Origin of the sequence: Sphingobacterium multivorum, assembly GCF_039511225.1 — a bacterium.
In the GTDB taxonomy this organism is placed as follows: Bacteria; Bacteroidota; Bacteroidia; order Sphingobacteriales; family Sphingobacteriaceae; genus Sphingobacterium.
Genome location: NZ_CP154261.1, coordinates 193113 through 216979, shown reverse-complemented (window position 1 = coordinate 216979; position 23867 = coordinate 193113). Strand labels below are relative to the sequence as shown.

The window sequence follows — 23867 nt, the reverse complement described above, 5'->3', positions numbered from 1 at the left end:
TTAGAGAGAAAAAAACAGCCCGTTAGCAAAACAAACTGGTCTCTTTGCCATAATACGTTTACTTATCCAATGAAGTAAAAACAGAATTTTGGGAGCGGAATTCCGGTACGATATCTTTAACCAATTGCACTAGTTTCATTTTATCATCATTCGGATCTGCAGTCTTGGCGAGTGCACAAAGTTGCTCAATTCGTGCTTTTTGCAATGCCAGGTCTGGGGTGTTGACCTTTGCAATCATAATCTTCTCATGATACGTCTTTTCGGTATTCTCCCCATTCGCCAGAAGCTCTTCAAAAATCTTTTCACCCGGTCGGAGACCTACGACTTTAATGTCAATATCTTCGGGGTAATTGTAACCTTTTAAGCGGATCATCTGTTTGGCGAGATCCATAATCTTAACGGGTTCGCCCATGTCGAAGACAAATATTTCACCGCCTTTACCCATCACTGCGGCTTCCTGAACCAATTGGCAGGCTTCGGGTATGGTCATAAAATAACGGGTGATATTCGGATCGGTAATTGTCAGCGGCCCACCTTTGAGCATTTGCTTTTCAAATAATGGAATGACTGAACCATTGGATCCTAACACATTACCAAAACGCGTGACAATAAAATTGGTCTTGGAGATTATATTCACCGTCGATATAGCAATCTCCGCTACACGTTTGGTAGCCCCCATGACATTGGTCGGATTCACAGCCTTATCCGTGGAGACCATAACAAATTTGGCTACATTATATTTATCGGCCAGCAAAGCAACATTATACGAACCCCATACATTTGTTAAAATAGATTCGTATGGATTGGCTTCCATCAAAGGCACATGTTTATAGGCAGCTGCATGAAAGACGTATGTTGGTTTGTAGAATTGAAACAGTGTATCCATAAATACGGCATCCCGGACATTGCCCACCATAAATACACAACGCGCAAAATTTGCGGAAGAGCTCAGCTCCTGTTGAATATCATACAAAGAAGATTCCGCTTGATCTACCACAATAAGCTGCTTTAAATTCGTATGCGCGAGCTGACGCACCAGTTCTCCGCCAATAGAACCTGCTCCCCCTGTCACCAATACGATCTGTCCCTTCATCTCTGCAGCAATAGCAGGATTGTCCAGGTCGATCGCTTTACGTCCCAGCAGATCCTCTATGCGCAAACTGCGTATTTGTCGGGTCGCCACCTCCCCTGCCATCAAACGAGCCGTATCTGGAATAATTTTAACAATTAAAGGAATCGGTTCGGCCAACTTAAAAATTCTGCTTAATCGTTCGGGAGCCCTATTATCTATTGCAACGATAAGCTCAGCAGCATTGCCATGCCGCTGAACAAATGCTTTATTTAGCTCACTGATATCATGAATCTTAAAACCCTGTATTCGGTTGCCAATACGATGCGGATTATCATCCATAATGGCTACAATCCGATATTTGTTGCGTGATGTGGTATGGATAAAATGAAAGGTTGTATTGCCCATATTTCCAGCTCCAAACAAGATCACCGGAATACGGTTGTCTTTATTACCCCACATTAGCTCGTGATAGAGTGCTCGATAAAGTACACGGCTAAAGGTCATTCCGAACCCCGCAATCAAGGCGTGGAAAAGCAATTGAGTATCTGAAAAAGGAAAGATCGTTTTTAAAAATTCGGGTTGCGACCATTCCAATATTCTACAGATAAGCACCGTAGAAAAATAAGCCAGTACAATAGCCATCACAATGCGCTGCAGTTCACGTATACCTGTTTTATGAACCACCCCTTTAAAAGTCCCTAGTAGACAGAACCAAACTAGGTATATGGCAGACACCAGGAGGCCCTGCTGTTGCATTGCCTCGATCTCAATACCACCTCTATGCTTAAAGATCAGCACATAGCTGGCAAAGAAAGCGATCGCGACTATGATCATATCCAACAACAGAATGATCCAACGTGGCTTATTAATAGATAAGCCCTCTTTCCATACATTACTCATTAAAAAAATATTAAATCCCTTTCAAGGTTTAAGTTTGTGCAAATTTACCAAATAAATGGTATAAATACGGTAAAAGTTCTCCAGTGATATCGGAGAACTTTTATGGTGTATATTAAAAGAAATAGTAATTTTTAAAAATCCAAATAAATACTTTCATCCACGACTTTTTTTTCTTGCCATAAACGCTGCGGATAATAGCCGGCCTCGATCAGTCGATGAATACTTTGCTGTACTTCTTCCTTATCCTCCTTATAGGTAACACCAAACCACTTTGCATCGGTAGGCAGGACCGAAAAATTGGCAATACCTTGCTTGACCATATAATCCGGTAAATCAGGAATAAAGAATTCGGATTTGGGATTTTCATGGTTTTTCTCTACAAAATCAGGAAACAAGCTACGGGCAATCTCAAATATTTTGGGTGTAAATCCCCAGAAATTCATGGAAACTCGAGTATCGCCAGGTAAAACAGTTTCCTTTCCCTCCTGTGCGAAGACAATATCCTGGTCTTTTCGGTAAATGTTAGTTCTTTCGGTCACACTCTGCAAATGATTTGTTCCATTCACTTCACATACGCCGCGGGAGACATAGCCAAAGTCGGAAAGGGTATTACCAACTTCAAAACCGACCAGCGCCATCTCTTGATCATCTGCTCTTTGGGTTAGAAAATCAGCCATCTTTTGAAAAGCATCATAGCCATAGAAATCGTCCGCATTGATTACACAAAACGGTCTATCCACTTCATGCTCGGCACTCATTACGGCATGACCGGTACCCCAAGGTTTTTGGCGTTCCACAACTCTATCAATACCATACTTTTTTAGGTCAAAATCCTGGTAAGCGTAAGCAACCTCGACAGATGCAGGAAGTTTGGCTCCAACATTTGTTTTCATGATTTCTAAGAATTCTTCCCGGATGACAAAAACAATCTTTCCGAATCCAGCACGAATGGCATCATAAATCGAGTAATCGATTATCTTTTCACCATACGGCCCAAAGCTTTCTACTTGCTTAGCCGATCCATAGCGGCTCGCCATACCAGCGGCCAAAATTACTAAAATGGGTTTCTGTATATTCTCAATACTATTGTTCATTTCTATTCAAATGTGATTTTTATCGTGCGCCTGCAACCAATAGCAATATTGGTACCAGTTTCATAATTTCCACATTATTAAATAATGAATTATTAAACAAAAGCGAGCTCTCTTATAATAGAGAGCTCGCTTTGAATAAAATAAATTACATTATTTTACAATTTCTGTTCCGTTTCCTTTTGCAAGTTTTGATTCTGTGAAGTTTTACCGTCATTAGACTGCGTTCCTTCCAGCTCTTCGGCTTTTACCCCTTTAGGGTTACTCCATAATTTCTTCTTATACGCATCCAGTTTCTCTTCTACTTTTTTTCCGTCCAACTGCTGTCCGCCGTTTTCAGTTTCCTTTAGATTCTGCAACATGCCCGGAGAAGATTCACGCACGATGGTACTTGCAAATTTGTTTTGCACAAAAAAATCATCCATGGTCATGTCATAAAGTCCCTTATCTGGATCAGAAATATCCACTTGGATAAGACTATACCGCAATTGTGGGAAATATAACCAGAATGCAGGTGTCGCCCCGACAGATTCCGCAAGCTCTGCGGAAGTTGTAATATTCATTAAAGGAGCTACACCGATAATCCGTGTTTCCAATCGGCTCCGCTGCTTATCGAAGAAGATATCTTCTTTAATTCTAAATTTGGTCACACGTGCCGGGTCAAATTCATTAAGCGCCATTTTGGAATCAATCTGATTACCCTCACCATCAAAAATTGGCACAAGTACGCTATCCGCAAAACGGGCCATCCCCTCTTGAGCACTCAGTCGGCCTTTGAAAGAATCATCATCCGGACTATAGAGCGAAAGTTTCCCTTTTTCAATGGCTTTCATGACCACCTCAATCAAAGAGTTTCCAGGAATAGCAAGGATATTATTCTTTTCATCTTTTAGATCGATATCACGCCATACACGTTTGTAAAAACGAATATTCTTCTTATTCACCTCAGGATATGCAAAGGGGACAGCATCCTCCATGCTATTGGCCTGATAAAATCCATCTGTTAAAGGAATTGTATCTTGGATCACTTCCCCTGATGTAACAGGGTTAGCTGCATTGACGTTATTTAGAATGTTTTGATTTTTAGGGACAGTATCTATCGTTGTCTCTTGCTGAGCAAACAATGACCCAACTCCAAAAGTCATCGCAGCTATCAATACTATTTTTGTTTTCATTGTTATCGATTTTGGGGTTTTAAAACAGCGGGTTAATACTTACGTGTTTTGCTCTGTACTGTAGGCATTTCAAAAGCCGACATGACACAACGGAAACCGATATAAGAATGCGGTTCATAGTCTACCGAATAATTACGCGTCTCGCTATTCAATTGTTCACCATTATCTTTCCAGGACCCGCCACGTACAACCTTCCGTTTCAGGGCATCACCATCTTTGGCATCCGCATCATACAACAACGCTGGATTCAAGTCGTTGACAAATACGACAGCTGAAGGACTGTAAGCATCAAGCGTCCACTCCGATACATTTCCAGCCATATTATAGACACCAAAAGCATTTGGCATATACGATTTCACGGGTAGTGTGAACGTAGCACCATCACGGGAATAAGTTCCTTCGCCTTGTTTGAAGTTGACAGCCAATTTCTTTTTGCCTTCCGTACCATCGATAGTCATTCTAGAACCAGCTATGGTATCCTGCGGATCCAATTTCCCGGAAGCTGCATATTGCCATTGCGCTTCGGTAGGCAAGCTCAAACTCAGTTGATATCCATTCAAATAAGAATTTTTTAGTATCGTTGCGGCCATTTCGTTTGCTCTCCAGTCTGTAAATGCCCTAGCTTGTCTCCAGGTAACACCGATTACTGGATAATAATCAAAAGAAGGGTGCGTAAAGTAATTAGCATCCAATGATGCGAGTTGAGCATTCGGAAAATCCTTTGTCCAAATATCTTCCACAGGCATTACAGCAACGGTATCTGTAACATATTTCTTCTTTACGTTACCTTTAGACTGTAGGTAAGAGAAACGATATTTAATTACTTCGGGATTTAGCGCACGTCTATTTCCATGCATTTCAAGCATAGGCGCTAGGCGCTCCTGAATACTTGGATCATTGCTTTTCCATATTGGCGATATCTTTTTCACCTTCGCCCAATTGATACGCTTTTGACCTACCTGTTCGCCGGCAATCTCCAGGAAGTATTGATCATCATTGAGATAATCTGTTACAGCAACCGAATCAGCCACCCAGTTTACAAATTCGCGATATTGTTTATTAGTGACTTCGGCTTCATCAATAAAGAAGGCGCTTACACTTACATTTTTCCCTACATTCCCACTATCTAAAGAACCTTTAAAAAGAATAGTGCCGGAAGGAATATAAACCATCCCCGGGGGCGCTGGTAATTTTCCTCCTCGAAAGGCATTTACCTTTGGCGCTTTATACATTGCAGAATTAGACTTACAGGCAGCAAAACCAATTAAAATAGCCAGCGAAAGAAGCCCAAGTAAGCGATTGCCATAGAACCTTTTTAGTGTATTCATCATTTCGTTTTATTAAAATTTTGATTTGCTTATTTACGGTTAAATAATCCATATTTCACACCCACTGAAATAAGGCCGTATTGATCATTATTTTTATTGATGATCCCATCCAGATTATCATTGAATGTCAATGTATGCTGATAGTTTACATTAATTGCAAACTGAGGTCCATATAACGTTCTACCAAAGGGAATATCTAAACCCACATTTAAAGGGAGAACAAAATGGACTTCGCCTACGTTCTTTGAAATTTCACCTCCGACAGATTCTAAATAATTAGCATAGAGAACTGAGATTTTTCTTTCTATTCGATTTTTCACCAACCCGGCTCCAGCACCAACGTAAACATTCGAAAGAATACGAGAAAAAGTATTAGCCTCCAACGTGTAATAGCTATAGTTATCCGCATTTCCCAAAAACTGACCTAAACGGACTTTTCCATTAATATTTCCTGCAAAATAACGGTTCTTAAAATCACTATCATAACCATTTCCAGCCAAAGTCCCTTTTTCACCATGCAGTCCTACGGAGATATAAGGTGTGATTAAGTAATCAGCCTCACCATAAAAAGCGAATTTCGATTCTACATTTCCCAAATCTGTTAGATTGATTGTTGCACCTGCACCAGCCCCGACACTAACAGGACGCGAAAACTGAGCCGATACTGAACCAATTGTTAGCAAGAAGGCGACAAAAAGTGCGTATAGATATTGTTTTTTCATAGATAAAATATTTAAAGAGCTTGTGTTTAAAGTATCACGAGTCATTTCGAGCTGCAAATAATCGTTTACGTGCATGATTTAATTTTGTACTGATTAGTTGTATGTCATTCAAAACGGTTGATTTTATTAATTAGTATAAATTAAAAATCCCAAACCGAAGTATCGATTTGGGATTATACAACAATAAGGCCAAAATCTGGATTATCGAAGCTTTATTTTATATTTAGCCGATCTTTAAGATCTTGCCATACCTTCGCTAAGCCTGTTTTCTTCTTTCCTTTATCGCCATAACCATAGCCATAACCATAGCCATAACCATAACCACGAGCAAAGTCAACGTCATTTACAACAGCTGCAAGATTTTTCAGCTTACCGTCTATATACAATTCTTTTGGCACCTGCAATAAACGCTTATCGAGATAATTGACACGAGATACATACAACGTTAAATCGGCGTTATGTGCAATCAACAATGTATCTGTTACCAAACTTACTGGAGCTGTATCCACCAAAATATAATCATAGTGTTCACGTGTATATTTGATTACATCATCGAAATGTCCATTCATCAGTAATTCAGCTGGATTTGGCGCGATATATCCTGAATAGATTACATCAAAATCATAATTACCTGGCTTTTTGATAATGATATTATTTACATCCATATCAGGATTTATCAAGAATTGTGTGATACCCACATTTGTGTGTTGTAAATGTGATAATCCAAGATAGTCCAATACTTTTGGACTACGTATATCAGCCCCAATCAATACAACCTTTTTACCAGACATGGATAAAATCTGAGCTAGATTGGTGGTCACAAAAGACTTACCCTCACCAGAAATGGTCGATGTAACAAATACTACTTTAGATGCAGCTTTTTTATCGGCCCCAAACATAAAGTTCATATTGGTACGAAGAATACGGAACGCTTCGGCAAGTGAAGAACGATCATTCAAATGTACAATCGTATCTTCTGCTGTAGGAATTTCACCCAATACTGGAATTTTGACAATGTCTTCAATATCCTTTCGTGAGTGAATCTTATTGTCTAATAAAAATTTAAGATAGAGAGCAATAAATGGAATTAAAAAACCCATAACAAGTGCACCCAACAATACCAATGATTTTTTTGGAGATACTGGAACTCCATTCTCATAAGCAGCATCAATGATCTTGAGGTTATCAGGTGTAGCGGCAGCCTTAACCTCACTCTCTTCGCGTTTTTGTAATAAAAGTAGATATAATGATTCTACAATTTGCTGTTGTCTTGAAATCTTTTTAAATCCCTGTTCCTGACTTGGGATTGAGCTAATTCGACCTTTTATTTCATTTGATTTACGTTCAATACTGTTTAAGGCCAATTTGGTAACCCTTTGGTAATTTTGCAACGACTGTCGAATATTTTTACTACTTTCAATGATATTCTCATTCAATGCTATTACTGCTGGGTTTTGCTCAGATGCAGATTTTAACAAATCGTCCCGCTCTAACACCAACTTGTTATAAGCTTCGATAGAAGTGCCAATTGATACATCTTGCAGACCTATATTTGAAGGTAGAAGCTTGCCAATTTCTTGATTTTTCAAGTAGTCATTCATATGATCAACCAATTGCAGCTGTGTACGATATTCCAATACTTTTTTATCATTATCGGATGCGGTGTTTAGAAACACCCCTGCCTCTGTTGCCATATCGACCATCGAATTTGCGGACTTAAATTCAGCTGCTTCTTCATCAGCGCCTGAAAGATCTTTGGATATTAGCATCAATCTTTTGTTGATAAAGTCGGAAGTAGCTCTTGTCATCCGCAATTTGTCATTTGTTAAGTCGGCATTATATACATCGATTAAGCTATTGATGATTAATTCAGCTTTTTTGTTCGTAGTCGAAATCATAGAAAAATTTACGATATACGATTGCATTTCTTTGCTCGGCGCGATTGCAATAGTGCTCAAATTAGCGTCTATGGCCCAATCCTTAGGTATTACATTAACTACATATTCGTCATCAGGAGAAATCTTATTTTTATCATTTCGATGAAAAACCAAATTACTTTTCCCAATTTTGATCGGTTTATTAAAGGCTGTCACAGCTTTATTTCCAGAAACGAGGTCGGTAATATTCAAATTACCTGTGCCTTTATACGCAACACGTATATTCACCTTTGAACTATCCTGATTTCCCAAAACTTCCACTGAAAAAGGCATTTCACTTGCCATAACTTCCGAGGTACGGATATTTCCCTTGACAGAATAGATTATATTAAGGTGATGTTGATCAACCACTTTACGCATCAATCTTCTCGAAGAAAGGACCTCAATTTGGTCCGTCACAAATGCAGCACGAGTTCCACCAAAGCCTAAACTATTTGTCAATTCGGCAATTCCCGCCAACTCACCTGCTGACGCACTTTTTTCATCTTTTAATAAGATTTTGGCTGTAGTAAGATAGCTTTTCTGTGAGTATCGCAAATAGACTACTGCTAATCCCAAAATTATAATTATCGAAAGCACAAACCACTTCCAATAATACACATACTGCTCAAAAAGCTGTCTTAAATTGATATCTTCTTCTTGATTATCCTTTAATGGTATAGATTTCTGTTCCATGAATTTGATTAACGTGTCAGTACTGAAATTACGGTAATTAATAAACCGGCGATGGAGATAATAACATTCGTATTACTACCTAACTTTGAATTATTAATTTGTGCTTTATTAGGCTCGACATAAATCACATCGTTTTGTGCCAGATAATAATACGGTGAATTTAGAGTATTTTGCTGAGTAAGATCTAAACGGTGCATTGTTTTTTGTCCATCAACCTCTCGGATCAACATAACATTTTCCCTTACACCCCTTATTGTAAGATCTCCTGCCATTCCCAGAGCATCCAACACGGTCACTCTTTCCGTAGGCATGATGAATGAACCCGGGCGAGCAACTTCTCCTAAGACTGACACCCTAAAATTATTGAAATTTATATTGACACCAGGATCTTTAATATATTGACTTAGATCCTTACGTAATTTCTCAATTGCCTGTACGCGCGTCATACCAGAAATGTGTACCTCCCCAAGCATTGGTAATGTAATATCTCCTTTTTCATTCACGGTATATGTCGGGCGCAACGCCAAATCAGTTTGTTGAGTCAAATTACTTGACATCATAGTACTTAGCGGATTAAATGGAGCCGTCACTTTTGGATCAGCTGCTGTCACCACAATTGTCAAAATATCATTGGGCTGAATCTTTGGAACGTGTTGCTCGTAGAAAGTATTAATTTGACTTGAGTCTGGTTGAAAATACACCATATTCCTACGTGACCCACAGGAATTAAACATCATTAGCATAAATACACAAAATGCTAATGTAAAACCATACTTAAAAAATAATCGCATGTTCTATTTTAAATTACAAAATTGATTTTTTACCCGGACAAAAATATGCTTTTTTCCTTAAAACAGCGGAAAACAGTCGATCTTAAAATAACCATTTAACGAACCGCATCACGACTACAATATTTATGCCTAAATTTATTTTTTCAAAATTTAAATTCATATTGGTTTACCTAATTTAACGGATAGTAGTCATATCGAGAAAGATAATGGCATACAAAATCTGTGTTTAAATATACGAAAGGAATTGTAAAACTATATTATCCTATTATAAATTCAATATTACGGTACGACAGGTTTTACAATTATCGCTATATTTGATACTACACATTTGATTTACGCCAATGGACAAACAACTTAGAGACATTTTATTTCAGCTTTTACGAATTGGATTGTGGGGAAAAGGAAATCTGTCCCTACCGAGACCATTGACGTCAGCGGATTGGTCACAAATTTTTTTCTATGCCAGCAAACACACCGTTGAAGGTATCATTTATGATAGTTTCGATTATTTAAAAGATGATCAACTCCCTCCTCAGAGCTTGCGTTTAAAATGGGCTGTTCGAATTGATCAAATTGAACGGAACAATGAACACATGAATATTGTTCTAACGTCCCAATATAATGAATTCTCCACACAAGATATACATCCTATTTTAATGAAAGGTCAAGGTGTTGCTTATTTTTATAATAATCCAAAGCACCGGATCTGCGGAGACATCGACTGGTATTTTGAGAACAATACTTATGCTAAAGCTCGATCTTTTCTAAAGGAAAAAGGACTAAATTTAAACGATAAATCTGGGTTTAGCTTGGATTATTACCTAGATGATGTATCAATAGAACATCACAAAGATCTTTTTGATATATCAAGCCCGCTTAAATCAAGATACTTAAGAAAATTGCAGACTAACTTCCGCGATAAACAACAAACTATTTATATTAATGGTTTTCCCATTAAAATACTAGCTCCTGAGCTTCAGCTGTTACAAGTAAATGCTCACATATTAAAACATTTAATTTTTTTCGGGGTAGGCTTACGACAGCTCTGCGATTCTGCATGCCTTTATGCCCAAACTATATCAGATATCGACCCACTTATTTTAAAAACAATATATAAACGATCCGGCATTCTAAACTGGGTTGATTTACTTCATATTCTTTTGGTAAAATATCTTGGCCTGCCAGAATCATCACTTCCTTTTCCGTTGCTCGAAGGAAAAGATGCTGATTGGATGTTGGAGGAAATATGGCATGGTGGGAATTTCGGATATTATGACGATCGCCATACTGACGGGAAAGTGATTTCTGGCATATCTAGTCATCCTAATGGACTAAAAAGACTATGGAATAACCTCTTACGGTATCTTCCCTATGCTCCTCAAGAAGCCTTATTTATGCAAGGTACTTATCTTTATTCCAAGTGGTTTGGGATCGACAAAGATTAGACACTCAATAAAATAAAGAAAGAGCCTCAATCAAGACTCTTTCTCTATTTCTAAGTGACATTTATTTGGCAAATATCTTTAAAATCGCTGTTTGTATGCGCAGTTTTTCATCTTCTGTCAAGTTAGATCCAGATGGTAAACATAGTCCTTTTTCGAACAATATCTCAGCCACTTGTTCGCCATAATAAGGTGCTTTTTCGAAAACCGGCTGTAGATGCATCGGTTTCCATAAAGGACGAGATTCAATATTATCTTCCAACAATGCTAAACGAAGATCTTCACGTGTCACGCCAGTCTTCTCAGGATCAATTAAAATTGCTGAGAGCCAATGATTAGAATAAAATTTATCATTTGGTTCAGAAAGCACGTCCACTCCATCTATATCGGCAAATAAATCAATGTAGAATGCCGTCATTGCACGTCTCGCAGCAACACGATCTTTCAATACTTCCATCTGTCCTCTTCCAATCCCTGCACAAATATTTGACATTCTATAGTTATATCCAATATGTGAGTGCTGATAATGGGGAGCATTATCACGCGCTTGCGTAGAAAGAAATACCGCTTTATCTTTATCCTCTTTTGTGTGACATACCAATGCTCCTCCTCCAGATGTCGTGATAATCTTATTCCCGTTAAAACTCAAAACACCAAAACGGCCAAATGTGCCACACGATTGTCCACTATAGGATGATCCCAATGCTTCTGCAGCGTCTTCAATGACAGGAATATCAAATTCATTTGCAATAGCAATAATCTGATCCATTTTTGCAGGCATACCATATAAATGAACAACTATAATAGCTTTTGGTTTATTGCCTAATCTGATGCGATCCTCAATCGCTGTCCGTAATGCCTTTGGACACATATTCCAAGTATCTTCCTCTGAATCTATAAATACAGGAAGTGCCCCTTGATATGCAATCGGATTAGCAGAAGCCGAAAAAGTCATAGACTGGCAAATAACTTCGTCACCATAACCTACCCCACATTCGATCAGCGCCAAATGCAAGGCTGCAGTTCCAGCAGAAAGTGCAGCTACTTTAACATCTTTATCTAAGAATCGCTCGAGATCCTCTTCAAACCCATTCACATTTGGACCCAAAGGAGCTACCCAATTTTCGTCAAACGCCTCGTGGATGTATTTTAATTCATTCCCCCCCATATGAGGAGAAGATAACCATATTTTATCTAACATGATATATAATATTAATTCGTATTCGTTTTAATAATTCTGCCAGGATTCCCTACTACAGTACAACCGTCAGGAATATCTCTTATGACCACCGATCCGGCCCCCACTGTACACCAGGCGCCTATCTTTATCCCCTGAATAACAGATGCACCGATACCGATATGGGTGCCCTCTCCTACTGAAACATTTCCAGCCAATGCAACATTGGGAGATAAATGAACGTAATCTTCAATAATGCAGTCATGATCGACAGAAACATTTGTATTTACAATGCAATGTTGCCCTATTACAACATCGACGTTGACGGTTGCGCCGGCCATAATTACTGTCCCATTTCCCAATTCAATTCTTGGCGAAATATTCGCCCTACTATGAATCGCGATCCCATAAGAAAGACTCGGATATTCATACACTATTTTTTTTCGGATCTTATTATTTCCTATCGCAATAATCATCTTTATTTTATCGGAAGGAATATTCTTTACAACGTTATAGCCCAAAACAAGAGATTTAAGCGGATCAGCATCAATAAACCCATCGACTACTACTCCTCTGCTCTCTAATATTTCAGCAATTACTTTGCCATGTCCACTAGCACCAAATAAATACATAAGAATTAATTATTGCCATTGAAGGGTTCTATCGTCACATGTCCTTCAGCAGAGATTCCTTCACTCTTAAAGACTTTTTTAAACGTCATAAAAAAGACTTTTAAATCTGTCAGAAAGGTAACATGATCTACATACCAGACATCTAACTCAAATTTTCTATCCCATGAAATCGCGTTTCGACCATTGACTTGGGCCCAGCCAGTGATTCCAGGCCGAACCTCATGACGTCGGCGTTGCATCGCATTGTACAGGGGTAGGTATTGTATGAGCAACGGCCTAGGTCCAATTATTGCCATATCTCCTTTAAGTACATTGATCAGTTGCGGTATTTCATCTAACGAAGTTTTACGCACAAATGCACCGATCGGAGTGAGGCGATCAGCATCCGGCAAAAGATTTCCATTTTTATCTTTCTTATCATTCATCGTCTTAAACTTAATGATCTTGAATATCTTCTCATTTAAACCAGGGCGCGCTTGGAAAAAAAATGGTTTCCCATCGTTAGCAAAATATAAGCCAATTGTTACAATAACAAAAATGGGACTCAAAATCAATAAAGCCAACAAAGCGACAATAAAATCAATCAATCTTTTTAAAAATAACTTATACATACTTATATCCTATTCATGATTAACTGGTAAGAACGATCCACCTGATATTCATCCATCAATAATTTTTCTGCATTAGACCCTAATTCCGCTAAATTGGCGACCAAAATATCTTTAATCTTGGCCTGCATATCCTCTTGATCTCCAGCCAGCACTTTATAACCGCATTTCGCCTGCTCTACAATATTACCAATATCAGTATTAGGGTCAGTAGCAGCCAAAACTGGCATTTTCATTTCTAGGTAGGATAGCAACCTTGATGGAAAATTGGGGATTAAAAAATTCCTATCCAAGAAAATCAATCCAATATTACAAGCGCCCAACAACTTATCATAATCGTCCTTAGGCAATCGCTGTAACAACTTCGCATTAAAAGGTTGTCGATCTGTGAACCATTCTTTCATCCTCTCAAACTCGGTTCCATCACCAACAATTAGAAAGAAAATATGTTCATTTTTTGTAGCTTCTATTGTTTCCAGAAGGAAATCCAAACCTTGCGGCTTACCGAGGTTACCTCCATAAACAAACACGGTTTTATCTGTCGGTATTCCATATTTTTCTCGGATCGCTAACTTTTGCTCATGTGTGTAATCAACGACAAGCGGTTTTATTGTATTGGGATTAACCTCAACCTTCTTACGAGTTATTTCAGGATTATGCTCCAGTAAGAAATCTACATTTGCAGGCGACATGCAGCCGATAGTATCGGATATACGATATAACTTCCGCTCCTTTTTTAAAAATTGACGATGTATAATCCCCCCCTTTTTAAGCATTCCCATATCCACTGCATTTTGTGGAAAAATATCTTTTAGCAAAAGATAGGATTTAGCTTGATCGCGATTTTTTATATATTCTATGACCTTCGCGAAGGTAATCGGTGGAGTAGAATACAACACCAAATCGAATTTTTTATTGGAAGTGAACTTTTTTATTGCCGAAAGGTATTGGTATTCTATCGCTAGTGTACCAATACCTTTCTCAATGATATTTGTTTTTTGTATATTAAACGTCTTAACCTGCAGAATTTCAACACCATCCTTTGTTGTGAAATTAGTCGCAATATTCCGTCTTCTTTCAACAGGAGTTACTATGGTAACACTGTGCCCCTCATCACGGAATTTTCGCAGAAGATCTTGATAAAGCCCGCGTTCCGTTATGGAATTGATTTCTACTAATGTTAAAAAGACAATATTCATTGTATCAAATTTCTTCAGACCAAACAGTTCTTTTAATATAATCCGTATAGGAAATGATGATTCTAACCACCTTCTCCGAGACGTTAGGCATTGAATAATCTGCTACCTGGCGGAAATTTCGTTTATCATCTACATCCTGCCTTAATACCTGCGTTAAACCTTGCAATATACGTTGTGGAGATAAGCCCACCATCATAACAGATGCCTCTTCCATTGCTTCCGGTCTTTCATGAGCTTGACGAATATTGAGAGCTCTGAAATTTAAAATTGAGGACTCCTCAGAAATTGTCCCAGAATCTGATAGAACGGCAAAAGAACGCATTTGCAATGCGTTGTAATCATGAAAACCCAATGGCTTTAAGAACTGGATTTCAGGACGCATCTGAATTCCCATTTTATCAATCATGTTACGCGTGCGCGGGTGAGTCGATACGATGATAGGATAGCCATATTGTTCTGCGATAGTATTCAACGACTCCATCAAGCCTTTAAAGTTCTTTTCATTATTGATGTTTTCTTCACGATGGGATGAAACAACAAAGAACTTACGCTCTTCTAAATCTAATTTATTCAATACATTGGAAGCCGTTATCTCCGGCAAATAATGATGAAGTACTTCGAACATCGGAGATCCTGTTTTTATAATACGATCAGCTGGTAAACCTTCGCGTAATAAATACTCTCGCGCAATATCAGAATAGGTTAAGTTTATATCTGAAGTGTGATCAACTATTTTACGATTAGTTTCTTCAGGCACCCGTTGATCGAAGCAACGATTCCCAGCTTCCATATGGAAAATTGGGATATGACGTTTTTTAGCAGGTATTGCACATAAACAAGAATTTGTATCTCCTAAAACCAAAAATGCATCGGGTTTAAGTTCCTCTAACAATGGATCTATTTTTATTAAGATATTTCCAACAGTTTCAGTAGCGGTTTTTCCAGCAGCATCCAAAAAGTAATCAGGCTTACGCAACCCTAGATCCTCGAAGAAAATCTGATTCAGTTCATAGTCATAGTTCTGTCCTGTATGAACAATAATATGATCTATAGCATCAGAAGCGTCTAATGCTGACAATACTCTTGATAAACGAATAATCTCTGGTCGTGTACCAACGACCGTCATTACTTTTAATTTTTTCATAACTAATTTTTAGCTCGGGGCTTATTTTCGTTCAATTATACTTCCAAAAAATAGGTATCAGGGTCTGCAGGATCATAAGGTTCATTAATCCAGAACATTGTTATCAACTCTTCCTCCCCAATATTTATAATATTATGTGTGTACCAGATAGGCATATCTACATAAGATGGCGCTGCCCCATCCAAATAGAAATCCATTACCTCATCCGTATCCATTTTACGTAACTGAATCTGAGCCTTCCCTTTAATGACCGCAAAACGTTCAATTTTACGTGTATGGAAGTGATTGCCTCTTGTAATGCCCGGGACTGTTGTAGAATAAGAAGATTGACCACCTATTCCCATACGTATAATTTCAACAAATGTCCCTCTTGGATCAGTATGAAGTTGAAATTTACGCGGGTAGATCTCCTTATGATTCATAAAAGATCTATAGGTATTAAACAGATTTAGTTCGAAACTACTTCCTAATACGGGAATTTCTCCCTTTATTAAATATAAGTCCCGATAATTCTCTAAAAGAGCCAATACCTCTGAAACTTTTTTCACAGAAGTAGGTTCAACAACACACAGAGGTTGGTGTATTCCATTACGGATTTTCTCAACGATAAAATCAACTAGTTCTTGGACATAAATCAAACCTACCTGACCATCATTAGCTATAGTAGGTGTGTTTCCGTGTGTAAGTTGATAACAGAATGTTGCGATAAAAGAATTATAAAATGGCTTTCCAAATGAACCGAAAACATTAGGAATCAACAATCCCGTTAGTTTGCCTCCGTTTTGTTCCGCCCAGGTGCACAAAGCCTCCCTTCCCTCGCGTTTAGAGCGACCATACAGATTATCTCGTTCTTCTTGCGTTGAGGATGATATCAATACATGAGCCTTAGAGCCAGTTCTTTTTAAAGATGCGACAAGCTTATTAGCAAGTGCAACATTAGTTTCATAAACGATCTGCTCACTATCATGTCTATTCATTGCTGCTAAATGAACAATGACGTCACATTGCGCAACAAAGTTATCGAGCTCCGTTTCATTTTCGAAATAATCCTTTTTAAAATCGATACGCTCAAATTCCGAAGCATAAAGTCCAATGGTATTGTACAGATGGCTTCCTACAAATCCATTCTGTCCAGTAATCCCTATTTTCATATTTAAAATTATTTTCGATTTATAAAATACTCCAACGGATAGGTATAATCATCATTTTTTGCATGCTCTATACCAAAATCCGCAAAGACTAACAGCTCGGCATCGGGCTCTAAGGCTTGAAAAGCAGTAGCGTATCCCTTTGATAAGTGCATTACACGATTTTCATTCGTATCTAATATTATCCGCTCTACTGGAAGATCAGCGGAGGCCTTATTCCAATTGTCTATCTTTACGATGTCAATCGAGAAGCTTCCAGATAAAACATAGAACCATCGTTGTTCTATCCGATGTGCTCTCCATCCTCTCACAAGGTCAAGATCTGTATTTTTGATAATATAGAAACGTTTGACTGCCGACATATCAAACTCATTTACATAACGAATTTGTCCCCTATGGTCTTTGGCAATTCCTCCTTGAATAAAATCTATCATAACTGAAAACTAATTTAGTATGGATATTGCATAACGTCTTCACCAAATACTTCTTTACGGATCAGAGGTAGTTTTGAAACAAGTTTCTTCAATCCGTCGACTCCCTGTTGCTCAGTATTATGCGAGTGATAATCTTCTATTTTGGATACATCTTCCTCCCCTTCGGAGAAATACTTTGCATAGTTTAGATCACGATTATCTGCTGGTACACGATAGAAATCGCCCATATCTTCAGCTTTAAGCATTTCTTCGCGTGTACAGAGCGTTTCGTACAGCTTCTCGCCATGGCGCGTTCCTATAATCTTAATCGGCACCTCCTTACCAGTTAATTCAATCAAGGCCTGTGCTAAATCTCCAATAGATCCCGCTGGGGCCTTATTAACAAATAAATCGCCAGGATTAGCATGTTCAAAAGCAAACAGAACCAAGTCAACAGCGTCTTCCAGCGACATGAAAAAACGTGACATATTTGGATCCGTAATTGTAATTGGTTCTCCCTTCTGAATTTGATTTAAGAATAAAGGGATTACAGATCCTCTAGAAGCCATTACATTTCCATAACGCGTCAAACAAACTACGGTGTCAGTCAAATTACGTGCTTCTGCAACGGCAACCTTTTCCATCATAGCTTTAGAGATTCCCATCGCATTGATAGGGTAGGCCGCTTTATCTGTACTTAAACAGATTACTTTTTTCACACCATTGGAAGCTGCTGCACGAATAACATTTTGAGTACCTTCAACATTTGTTTTAACAGCCTGCATAGGAAAAAATTCACAAGAAGGAACCTGTTTTAATGCAGCAGCATGAAAGATGTAGTCCACCCCCCGTGTTGCTGGCTCTACGGACGTAAAATCACGCACATCACCGATGTAATATTTGATTTTATCATTTCTATAGAGGTTGCGCATATCGTCCTGTTTTTTCTCATCACGAGAAAAAATACGGATTTCCTTAAAGTGATCTGTTTGCAAGAAACGGTTTAATACTGCAGTTCCAAAAGAACCTGTTCCACCTGTAATTAATAAAACTTTATCTTTAATTTTCATAGCCAAATTTTTTCTAATTTTTTAACGATACTTTCCATAGCATAATTTTCTAAAGCAAACCTTTCAGCATTATTAGACAGTACAAATCGTTCACGGTCATTATTTAATAATTTTGAAATAGCCTCTTTTAATTCCAACACATTGCAAGGAGGTACTATGATGCCGCGGTTTCCAGCCAACATTTCAGGTATTGCCCCCACGGATGATGCTATTATCGAACAGCCTAACGCCATTCCCTCAATAATAACATTAGGAAAACCCTCTGTATGTGAAGGAAGGACTAAGATACTAGACGCCAACATCATTTTATAAACCTGGTCCTTCTTTAAAGCCCCATGAAAAAATACAGTATCCTTTGGGTTATAAATTTCTTCTAATTCTGCTTTTACATTATTTTCAAATGGCCCAAGAATATGTACCTTACAACCCGTGTTAACCTCTCTAAGTGCTGCAAACAATTCAAATATGCCCTTTTTTCTAGTTACGTGCCCAACAAACAGTATAATATCTTCTTCTGCTTTAAAATTTTCTATTTTAAATTGCATCAGTTCAGGAGATATTGGGTTACCTATAAGTGAGACATTATTTCCATATCTGCCTAAAGTTTCCAAACTATTCTCATCTAAAACAATCACGTGGTAGGCCATGCGATTGATTAAACCTAATAGTTTCCATTCCCAGTTTTGAGATTGTTCTAACTCAGGAATTCTTCCGAATCTATAATGAATTATGGCTCGGCTACCCGTCGCTTTACAAATCAACACCAAAACGAGCTCTTTAAATAAGCCAAAAGATGCACTTGAAGTTATGTGACAGACATCGGGCTTTTTTAGTATAACTCTAAAGAATTTACCGAAAAAAAATATAAAATTTAAGATACCATAGAATATTCTGGAAACCATAGAGACTGAGGTAATACTTCTAAATCTCATTGAGCTATTTAAATGTATCAACTCATAGTCTGGGTTCGAATATTCTTTAAAATAATCTAAGATATTCACCGTCCAGCTTGCTATTCCTCCAACCGGAGGTGGCAACGGCGAAACCAATAATACTCGCTTCATCAATTAATTAATTTACACTTGATAGTTTCCAAATCCGAGTAATCTGAATTACCTGAAATTAGGTTATTTAATAAAGTATTAGCGGCGCTAGCTCCATTTTTATTCCTATATAGTTTTAACCAAAACACTTCTTCTAGTGCTGAGGATAATGCCAGTCCTCTTATGCTAGAATATAATGTACTACCTTTTCGATAAACAATAGAACTATCATATCCAGGGTTTTGAGGGATAATGTTCCAAGAGGGAGTCCCTTGAAGAATTTGCTTTTGTTGTCCCGACGAATAGGCATCTCTGACATCACAGAAATTCCACATACCAATGCCCGTGGCTCCTAATAGACTTGCTTTCCAACCTAATCGCAAATAATTGACCGGGGATTGTTCACGAGATTTACCAAATCTAGTTTCATAAATCCAAGTATTATTATTGCTCGAGGCACGACTTCGTACTTTTGAGCTTTCGAGTTTTTCTTGTCCTGTATGAAGTTGACCATATTGAATTTTAGCCATATTACCCAATGCCAAATTATTCTCGGCTGTTGAAAAAAAGCTATTTAAAACCCCGCTTTTTTTACTAAAATCTACAATTTTACCTAGTTTCTCAATATTCTCTCCTTTGGGTTCGTCTATTGGATAGAGGAGGATTTGATTCTGCCTTATCCCTAAAGCATTCATTTCTGATGTTAAATTCTTAATCCATTTTACATAGTTTGCATACCATTTGGGAGAACAGAAATCATTTGTTTTCGCTTGAAACCCACCAAAATAAATAATATAATATTTAAATTTATTTCCTGATCCATTTAAATATTTCAATAAAGAGTTAGGCTTCGAAAAGTTATCAATATCGGGTAATATATAAGGTGGTATGACCAAAACATTTGCACCCAAAGACTGAAGATTATCTATCATAGAACTTTTTGCTCCTTGTAACATAAAGTTATAATCAAAATAAGGCCAAGTATTCAAGTTAGTACTGCAAGTGTAGTCATATTTACCAACAACTGCTGCATGTTTAATTGTATAGGATGCTTTATCCGTCGTTAGAATGATACTAAAATCCTTTCTCCCTGAATTAAAACCTTTTAGACGCAGTAAAAAGTATTTTGATGTAGTCGAAATAGTATTGTCTAACTGATAATTCTTTGTAATTGGTAAAACAACATCAACAATATTATTGCCATGGTAATTCTTTAAAACCGGTAGTTCCGATAGAGTGAGACCAAGTCCATTACCTTCAAATTGCACGGATTTAATCATAGACCCATTAAATTTATCAATTCTAATTATTCTATAATTTATACCGCTTTTATTTACTGGTATAAAATCATTTTTATCCACAATTAACCTATTCAAATCAGTTTCCCAGGGATAAAACCAACTAGAACTAATTTGTGCAGAACATCTATAAAAGCACAGAGAACAGCATAAAATTAGAATGTAATAAGTAATTTTCATTTATTTAATTTTTAACATGCTTTTATGTGAAATTAACTCTTCCTCAGTAAATCTATATTTTAACTTTTTTGCTGGGATTCCCCCATATATTGCATATTCTTCTGTACTTTTAGTAACTACACTGCCTGCAGCAATAATTGTCCCCTGACGGATTCTTACCCCCTTTAAAATTGTAACATTAGTTCCGATCCACACATCGTCTTCTATATGTACGTCCTCATCATCACTATCCAACTTATCTATATTTTTATAATCGAACATATACTTCCCTATTATATGAGTGCTGTGATTACCTCCTCTGATAGTAACGTTAGGGCCAAACATCACCTTATTACCTATATAAATATTACTTAATGAAGCATAAAAATAGGCCCTATCACCTATAAAAACGTCATCACCAATACTTATATTTTTATAATTAAAATCCGATTTTAAAGGAAAAAACAAAACGTTCTTTCCACATTTTTTAAAAGATGTCTTAAAAACATACATCAAAATTCGATTTAATATTCTTCTAAAGGTTAGTATTAAATTTGCGAGTAATTTCATTTCTAAAGTATTTAAAAACAAGATAACAACATAGGAAAGTGAGATAAGATAAAAATCCCCCAAATAATCTAAAATTGATATTAATCATTATGAATATAACACCAATTATAATTGACTCAGCAGCAGTGTTATATTTATCTATCCTCAAAATTTTATTTAAGACAAATTCACTTGCAATTGATCTCAACATAATAATAGCTACTAATGTTGAGATAGAAAGCATTATATTATCAAATATGTAGAGCGAAATAAAAGTTAACAACAAACTTGTAAATAAGCTAATACAATTAATAATAAAAATTGTTCTTTGCTTATTTAATACCTTATACATTGTGTTATATAAGATTTGAAATTTCCCTTCAAATATACAAATAGGCAACATGAAGCTTAAATATGTAACACTTTCTAAATAATTCGGAACGTAGCGCTGAACAAATACCACCAATGGGAAATAAAATATTATAAAAGAGGCAAATAAAATGGTAAGATTATTGTCTATCCAATAATATATCTGTCTTCGATTCTCCTCGTTCATTCTTCTAAGTAATGGAAATAAAACAATTCCAATTTGCGACACGAATATTATAAATAGGAAAACTAAAGAGACAGAGAATGACAATTTACTAAAAGCGATAATTCCATATTTATGTTCTGTAAGAAGCCTATTGCTACCTATAATAAGCGTACTTAAAATATTTGAAAACATTAACGGTATACCCATTATTGCATAATTTAATAGTACATAAATTGACTTTATCCTGAATTTAAAGATTCCAGTCAATTCAAAAATCGGATAAATCCGAAACGACAAATAGGCCGTCGATAGCAATTTTCCAATTATATAAATGTATATTAATACGTTAACATCAATATATTTAAATAAATATAGAATCAAAATTGATAAGATAATAAAAAGTTTCTCAATAAAAACTGATATTGAGTATCTTTCTATATTATTGGTTGCTAAAAGAATATATGATAAATAAGTCTGTAGATTTGCAACGATTAAATATGGAATTATAAAAAGTAAAAGCTCAAATTTTATAGGGTCTGATGTTGAAATCATTAATATCCAAAAAAAGATAATAGATATAAAAATTTCTAAACACAAAAACAAAGACAATTGATTTGTAAAGTTAAACTTATTAATACGTTCTAATCGACGTCCTCCTAATTTCAAATATAAACCATCACAAATTCCGAAATGAAAAAATCCGGCGTAATTCGAATATAATATAAAAAGTTGCCAGTAACCGTAGTGCTCAACATCTAATACTTTAGTAATCCCAAGCGAAAACACTAAGCTTACTAAAATAGAAAGAATTTGGGCTGTAAAAGAGAATGACAATTTACTTAAAATCTTTCTATCCATTAGGTTGATATTTATTAAAATTATTCAGCCAACTATCAATTGTATAACCATTCAATATATCCTCACTAACGGGAACATAGTCAGTCCTTATAAAATCCATCAATTTGCTTTCAGGATCTTTACCCCAAATGAATATATTATTAGGATTATAAAAATTATATCTATTTATATCAATATTATTAGTAATGACCTTCTTTGAAAAAAATAATCCCTCCATAACCCTGAGTGTCAACCCCGATTGACTCTCTTGGACGATGTCGAGCAATATATTACTTGTCCTTAGAATTTCTAAAATATCAGAATAATTGATTCTTCCCATATAGTTATATTCCATATTTGATGTAGAATCTTTAACCACATGAAAATAAGATGTAATATTACTTTTGTCTAACTTTTCTTTGATATTTAACAATAGGGGTAATCTCCCTTTATCTTGCCCAACAAACGAAACTTGGAACCTTACTTCATCTTTACTTGGAACCACAAATTTTTTAAAATAATAGGTATTATTATATTTTAAATTGTATTCTTCACAATCTTTCTTATCAAAAGACCATTTCTCCCATAGTTTTGAAATTTCAGAGGGAAAACAAGTTGCTTCTACTGGATTCCAATACCAGAATATAAAACGCTTATTCCTAAAATTGTATGAGTCTATAATACGAGAAATTTTAATATTATATAATGTAGCAGATAATATTACAGTGTCATACTTCTCTATAGTTTTTTGAAATTCTTTAACTAACCAAATCCGCTTAAAGGGTAAGTCTAAGTCAAAAAATATTTTTCTCAAAGGCTTAAGAAATTTTGGTATATTCCTATAAATCTGATTGACATCAACGAAGTTTTTATGTTCTTCTAAAAATTGTGTTACACCTAAATAAAGTACTTTATCCATAAA

21 protein-coding genes are annotated in these 23867 nt (G+C 36.5%); 1 reads left to right on the top strand and 20 read right to left on the bottom strand.

Annotation, left to right across the window (positions count from 1 at the left end):
- Window positions 1-58: 58 nt before the first annotated feature.
- The 7 genes from AAH582_RS00910 to AAH582_RS00880 all read right to left on the bottom strand — a co-directional run bounded on the left by AAH582_RS00910 (window position 59) and on the right by AAH582_RS00880 (window position 9691).
- The gene (locus tag AAH582_RS00910) at window positions 59-1972 is read right to left on the bottom strand and encodes a polysaccharide biosynthesis protein (protein WP_343320976.1); all 1914 of its coding nucleotides are present in this window, start codon (window positions 1970-1972) and stop codon (window positions 59-61) included.
- Between the two features lie 131 nt (window positions 1973-2103).
- Complete coding sequence (locus AAH582_RS00905; RefSeq protein ID WP_343320975.1) at window positions 2104-3066, bottom strand: nucleotidyltransferase family protein; 963 nt, start codon at window positions 3064-3066, stop codon at window positions 2104-2106.
- 155 nt (window positions 3067-3221) lie between these two features.
- Window positions 3222-4238: a gliding motility protein GldN gene (gene gldN, locus AAH582_RS00900; RefSeq protein ID WP_343320974.1), complete on the bottom strand. Its 1017-nt coding sequence runs from the start codon at window positions 4236-4238 to the stop codon at window positions 3222-3224.
- Window positions 4239-4270: 32 nt separating this feature from the next.
- Window positions 4271-5569 carry an SUMF1/EgtB/PvdO family nonheme iron enzyme gene (locus tag AAH582_RS00895; protein ID WP_343320973.1) on the bottom strand — a complete coding sequence of 433 codons (1299 nt, stop codon included), beginning with the start codon at window positions 5567-5569 and terminating at the stop codon, window positions 4271-4273.
- 26 nt (window positions 5570-5595) lie between these two features.
- Window positions 5596-6288, bottom strand: coding sequence for a hypothetical protein (locus AAH582_RS00890; protein WP_343320972.1), 693 nt, complete (start codon window positions 6286-6288; stop codon window positions 5596-5598).
- A 212-nt stretch (window positions 6289-6500) separates the two neighbouring features.
- Window positions 6501-8900 (bottom strand): GumC family protein, encoded by a 2400-nt coding sequence (locus tag AAH582_RS00885; RefSeq protein WP_343320971.1) that lies wholly within the window; start codon window positions 8898-8900, stop codon window positions 6501-6503.
- 8 nt (window positions 8901-8908) lie between these two features.
- Window positions 8909-9691 carry a polysaccharide biosynthesis/export family protein gene (locus AAH582_RS00880; RefSeq protein WP_343320970.1) on the bottom strand — a complete coding sequence of 261 codons (783 nt, stop codon included), beginning with the start codon at window positions 9689-9691 and terminating at the stop codon, window positions 8909-8911.
- A gap of 341 nt (window positions 9692-10032) precedes the next feature.
- On the opposite strand from AAH582_RS00880, the gene AAH582_RS00875 reads away from it, so the two are divergent.
- Window positions 10033-11136 carry a nucleotidyltransferase family protein gene (locus tag AAH582_RS00875; protein WP_343320969.1) on the top strand — a complete coding sequence of 368 codons (1104 nt, stop codon included), beginning with the start codon at window positions 10033-10035 and terminating at the stop codon, window positions 11134-11136.
- Window positions 11137-11197: 61 nt separating this feature from the next.
- On the opposite strand, the gene AAH582_RS00870 is transcribed toward AAH582_RS00875, so the two are convergent.
- From AAH582_RS00870 to AAH582_RS00810, 13 genes are read right to left on the bottom strand one after another with little or no spacing between them, the layout of a single operon-like run.
- The gene (locus AAH582_RS00870) at window positions 11198-12334 is read right to left on the bottom strand and encodes a DegT/DnrJ/EryC1/StrS family aminotransferase (protein ID WP_343320968.1); all 1137 of its coding nucleotides are present in this window, start codon (window positions 12332-12334) and stop codon (window positions 11198-11200) included.
- Window positions 12335-12345: 11 nt separating this feature from the next.
- Window positions 12346-12942, bottom strand: coding sequence for an acetyltransferase (locus tag AAH582_RS00865; RefSeq protein ID WP_312742960.1), 597 nt, complete (start codon window positions 12940-12942; stop codon window positions 12346-12348).
- Between the two features lie 5 nt (window positions 12943-12947).
- The gene (locus AAH582_RS00860; RefSeq protein ID WP_343320967.1) at window positions 12948-13553 is read right to left on the bottom strand and encodes a sugar transferase; all 606 of its coding nucleotides are present in this window, start codon (window positions 13551-13553) and stop codon (window positions 12948-12950) included.
- Window positions 13554-13555: 2 nt separating this feature from the next.
- Window positions 13556-14749: a glycosyltransferase family 4 protein gene (locus AAH582_RS00855; RefSeq protein ID WP_343320966.1), complete on the bottom strand. Its 1194-nt coding sequence runs from the start codon at window positions 14747-14749 to the stop codon at window positions 13556-13558.
- Window positions 14750-14753: 4 nt separating this feature from the next.
- A complete protein-coding gene (gene wecB / locus AAH582_RS00850) occupies window positions 14754-15893 on the bottom strand; it encodes a non-hydrolyzing UDP-N-acetylglucosamine 2-epimerase (RefSeq protein ID WP_343320965.1) in 1140 nt (379 codons plus the stop codon).
- A gap of 35 nt (window positions 15894-15928) precedes the next feature.
- A complete protein-coding gene (locus AAH582_RS00845) occupies window positions 15929-17044 on the bottom strand; it encodes an NAD-dependent epimerase/dehydratase family protein (RefSeq protein WP_343320964.1) in 1116 nt (371 codons plus the stop codon).
- Between the two features lie 8 nt (window positions 17045-17052).
- On the bottom strand, window positions 17053-17475 hold the full coding sequence (locus AAH582_RS00840; protein ID WP_343320963.1) for a WxcM-like domain-containing protein: 423 nt from the start codon (window positions 17473-17475) through the stop codon (window positions 17053-17055).
- A 14-nt stretch (window positions 17476-17489) separates the two neighbouring features.
- Window positions 17490-18524, bottom strand: coding sequence for a polysaccharide biosynthesis protein (locus tag AAH582_RS00835; RefSeq protein ID WP_343320962.1), 1035 nt, complete (start codon window positions 18522-18524; stop codon window positions 17490-17492).
- A complete protein-coding gene (locus AAH582_RS00830) occupies window positions 18521-19588 on the bottom strand; it encodes a glycosyltransferase family 4 protein (protein WP_343320961.1) in 1068 nt (355 codons plus the stop codon). The genes AAH582_RS00835 and AAH582_RS00830 overlap by 4 nt, the downstream gene beginning before the upstream one ends.
- A complete protein-coding gene (locus tag AAH582_RS00825) occupies window positions 19588-21045 on the bottom strand; it encodes a hypothetical protein (protein ID WP_343320960.1) in 1458 nt (485 codons plus the stop codon). The genes AAH582_RS00830 and AAH582_RS00825 overlap by 1 nt, the downstream gene beginning before the upstream one ends.
- The gene (locus AAH582_RS00820; protein WP_343320959.1) at window positions 21046-21594 is read right to left on the bottom strand and encodes an acyltransferase; all 549 of its coding nucleotides are present in this window, start codon (window positions 21592-21594) and stop codon (window positions 21046-21048) included. It lies immediately after the preceding gene.
- Complete coding sequence (locus tag AAH582_RS00815) at window positions 21560-22966, bottom strand: hypothetical protein (protein WP_343320958.1); 1407 nt, start codon at window positions 22964-22966, stop codon at window positions 21560-21562. Before AAH582_RS00815 ends, AAH582_RS00820 begins: the two co-directional genes overlap by 35 nt.
- The gene (locus tag AAH582_RS00810) at window positions 22959-23864 is read right to left on the bottom strand and encodes a hypothetical protein (protein ID WP_343320957.1); all 906 of its coding nucleotides are present in this window, start codon (window positions 23862-23864) and stop codon (window positions 22959-22961) included. The genes AAH582_RS00815 and AAH582_RS00810 overlap by 8 nt, the downstream gene beginning before the upstream one ends.
- Between the last annotated feature and the right edge of the window lie 3 nt (window positions 23865-23867).

Excerpts from the sequence above, each read along its gene's own strand:
- AAH582_RS00840 (WP_343320963.1), bottom strand. The coding sequence starts at position 17,475 with ATGATAGATTTTATTCAAGGAGGAATTGCCAAAGACCATAGGGGACAA.
- AAH582_RS00875 (WP_343320969.1), top strand. The coding sequence starts at position 10,033 with ATGGACAAACAACTTAGAGACATTTTATTTCAGCTTTTACGAATTGGA.
- AAH582_RS00890 (WP_343320972.1), bottom strand. The coding sequence starts at position 6,288 with ATGAAAAAACAATATCTATACGCACTTTTTGTCGCCTTCTTGCTAACA.
- gldN (WP_343320974.1), bottom strand. The coding sequence starts at position 4,238 with ATGAAAACAAAAATAGTATTGATAGCTGCGATGACTTTTGGAGTTGGG.
- AAH582_RS00815 (WP_343320958.1), bottom strand. The coding sequence starts at position 22,966 with ATGGATAGAAAGATTTTAAGTAAATTGTCATTCTCTTTTACAGCCCAA.
- AAH582_RS00865 (WP_312742960.1), bottom strand. The coding sequence starts at position 12,942 with ATGTATTTATTTGGTGCTAGTGGACATGGCAAAGTAATTGCTGAAATA.
- AAH582_RS00895 (WP_343320973.1), bottom strand. The coding sequence starts at position 5,569 with ATGATGAATACACTAAAAAGGTTCTATGGCAATCGCTTACTTGGGCTT.
- AAH582_RS00835 (WP_343320962.1), bottom strand. The coding sequence starts at position 18,524 with ATGAAAATTAAAGATAAAGTTTTATTAATTACAGGTGGAACAGGTTCT.
- wecB (WP_343320965.1), bottom strand. The coding sequence starts at position 15,893 with ATGAAAAAATTAAAAGTAATGACGGTCGTTGGTACACGACCAGAGATT.
- AAH582_RS00910 (WP_343320976.1), bottom strand. The coding sequence starts at position 1,972 with ATGAGTAATGTATGGAAAGAGGGCTTATCTATTAATAAGCCACGTTGG.
- AAH582_RS00810 (WP_343320957.1), bottom strand. The coding sequence starts at position 23,864 with ATGGATAAAGTACTTTATTTAGGTGTAACACAATTTTTAGAAGAACAT.
- AAH582_RS00820 (WP_343320959.1), bottom strand. The coding sequence starts at position 21,594 with ATGAAATTACTCGCAAATTTAATACTAACCTTTAGAAGAATATTAAAT.
- AAH582_RS00860 (WP_343320967.1), bottom strand. The coding sequence starts at position 13,553 with ATGTATAAGTTATTTTTAAAAAGATTGATTGATTTTATTGTCGCTTTG.
- AAH582_RS00830 (WP_343320961.1), bottom strand. The coding sequence starts at position 19,588 with ATGAAGCGAGTATTATTGGTTTCGCCGTTGCCACCTCCGGTTGGAGGA.
- AAH582_RS00880 (WP_343320970.1), bottom strand. The coding sequence starts at position 9,691 with ATGCGATTATTTTTTAAGTATGGTTTTACATTAGCATTTTGTGTATTT.
- AAH582_RS00825 (WP_343320960.1), bottom strand. The coding sequence starts at position 21,045 with ATGAAAATTACTTATTACATTCTAATTTTATGCTGTTCTCTGTGCTTT.
- AAH582_RS00885 (WP_343320971.1), bottom strand. The coding sequence starts at position 8,900 with ATGGAACAGAAATCTATACCATTAAAGGATAATCAAGAAGAAGATATC.
- AAH582_RS00855 (WP_343320966.1), bottom strand. The coding sequence starts at position 14,749 with ATGAATATTGTCTTTTTAACATTAGTAGAAATCAATTCCATAACGGAA.
- AAH582_RS00905 (WP_343320975.1), bottom strand. The coding sequence starts at position 3,066 with ATGAACAATAGTATTGAGAATATACAGAAACCCATTTTAGTAATTTTG.
- AAH582_RS00845 (WP_343320964.1), bottom strand. The coding sequence starts at position 17,044 with ATGAAAATAGGGATTACTGGACAGAATGGATTTGTAGGAAGCCATCTG.
- AAH582_RS00870 (WP_343320968.1), bottom strand. The coding sequence starts at position 12,334 with ATGTTAGATAAAATATGGTTATCTTCTCCTCATATGGGGGGGAATGAA.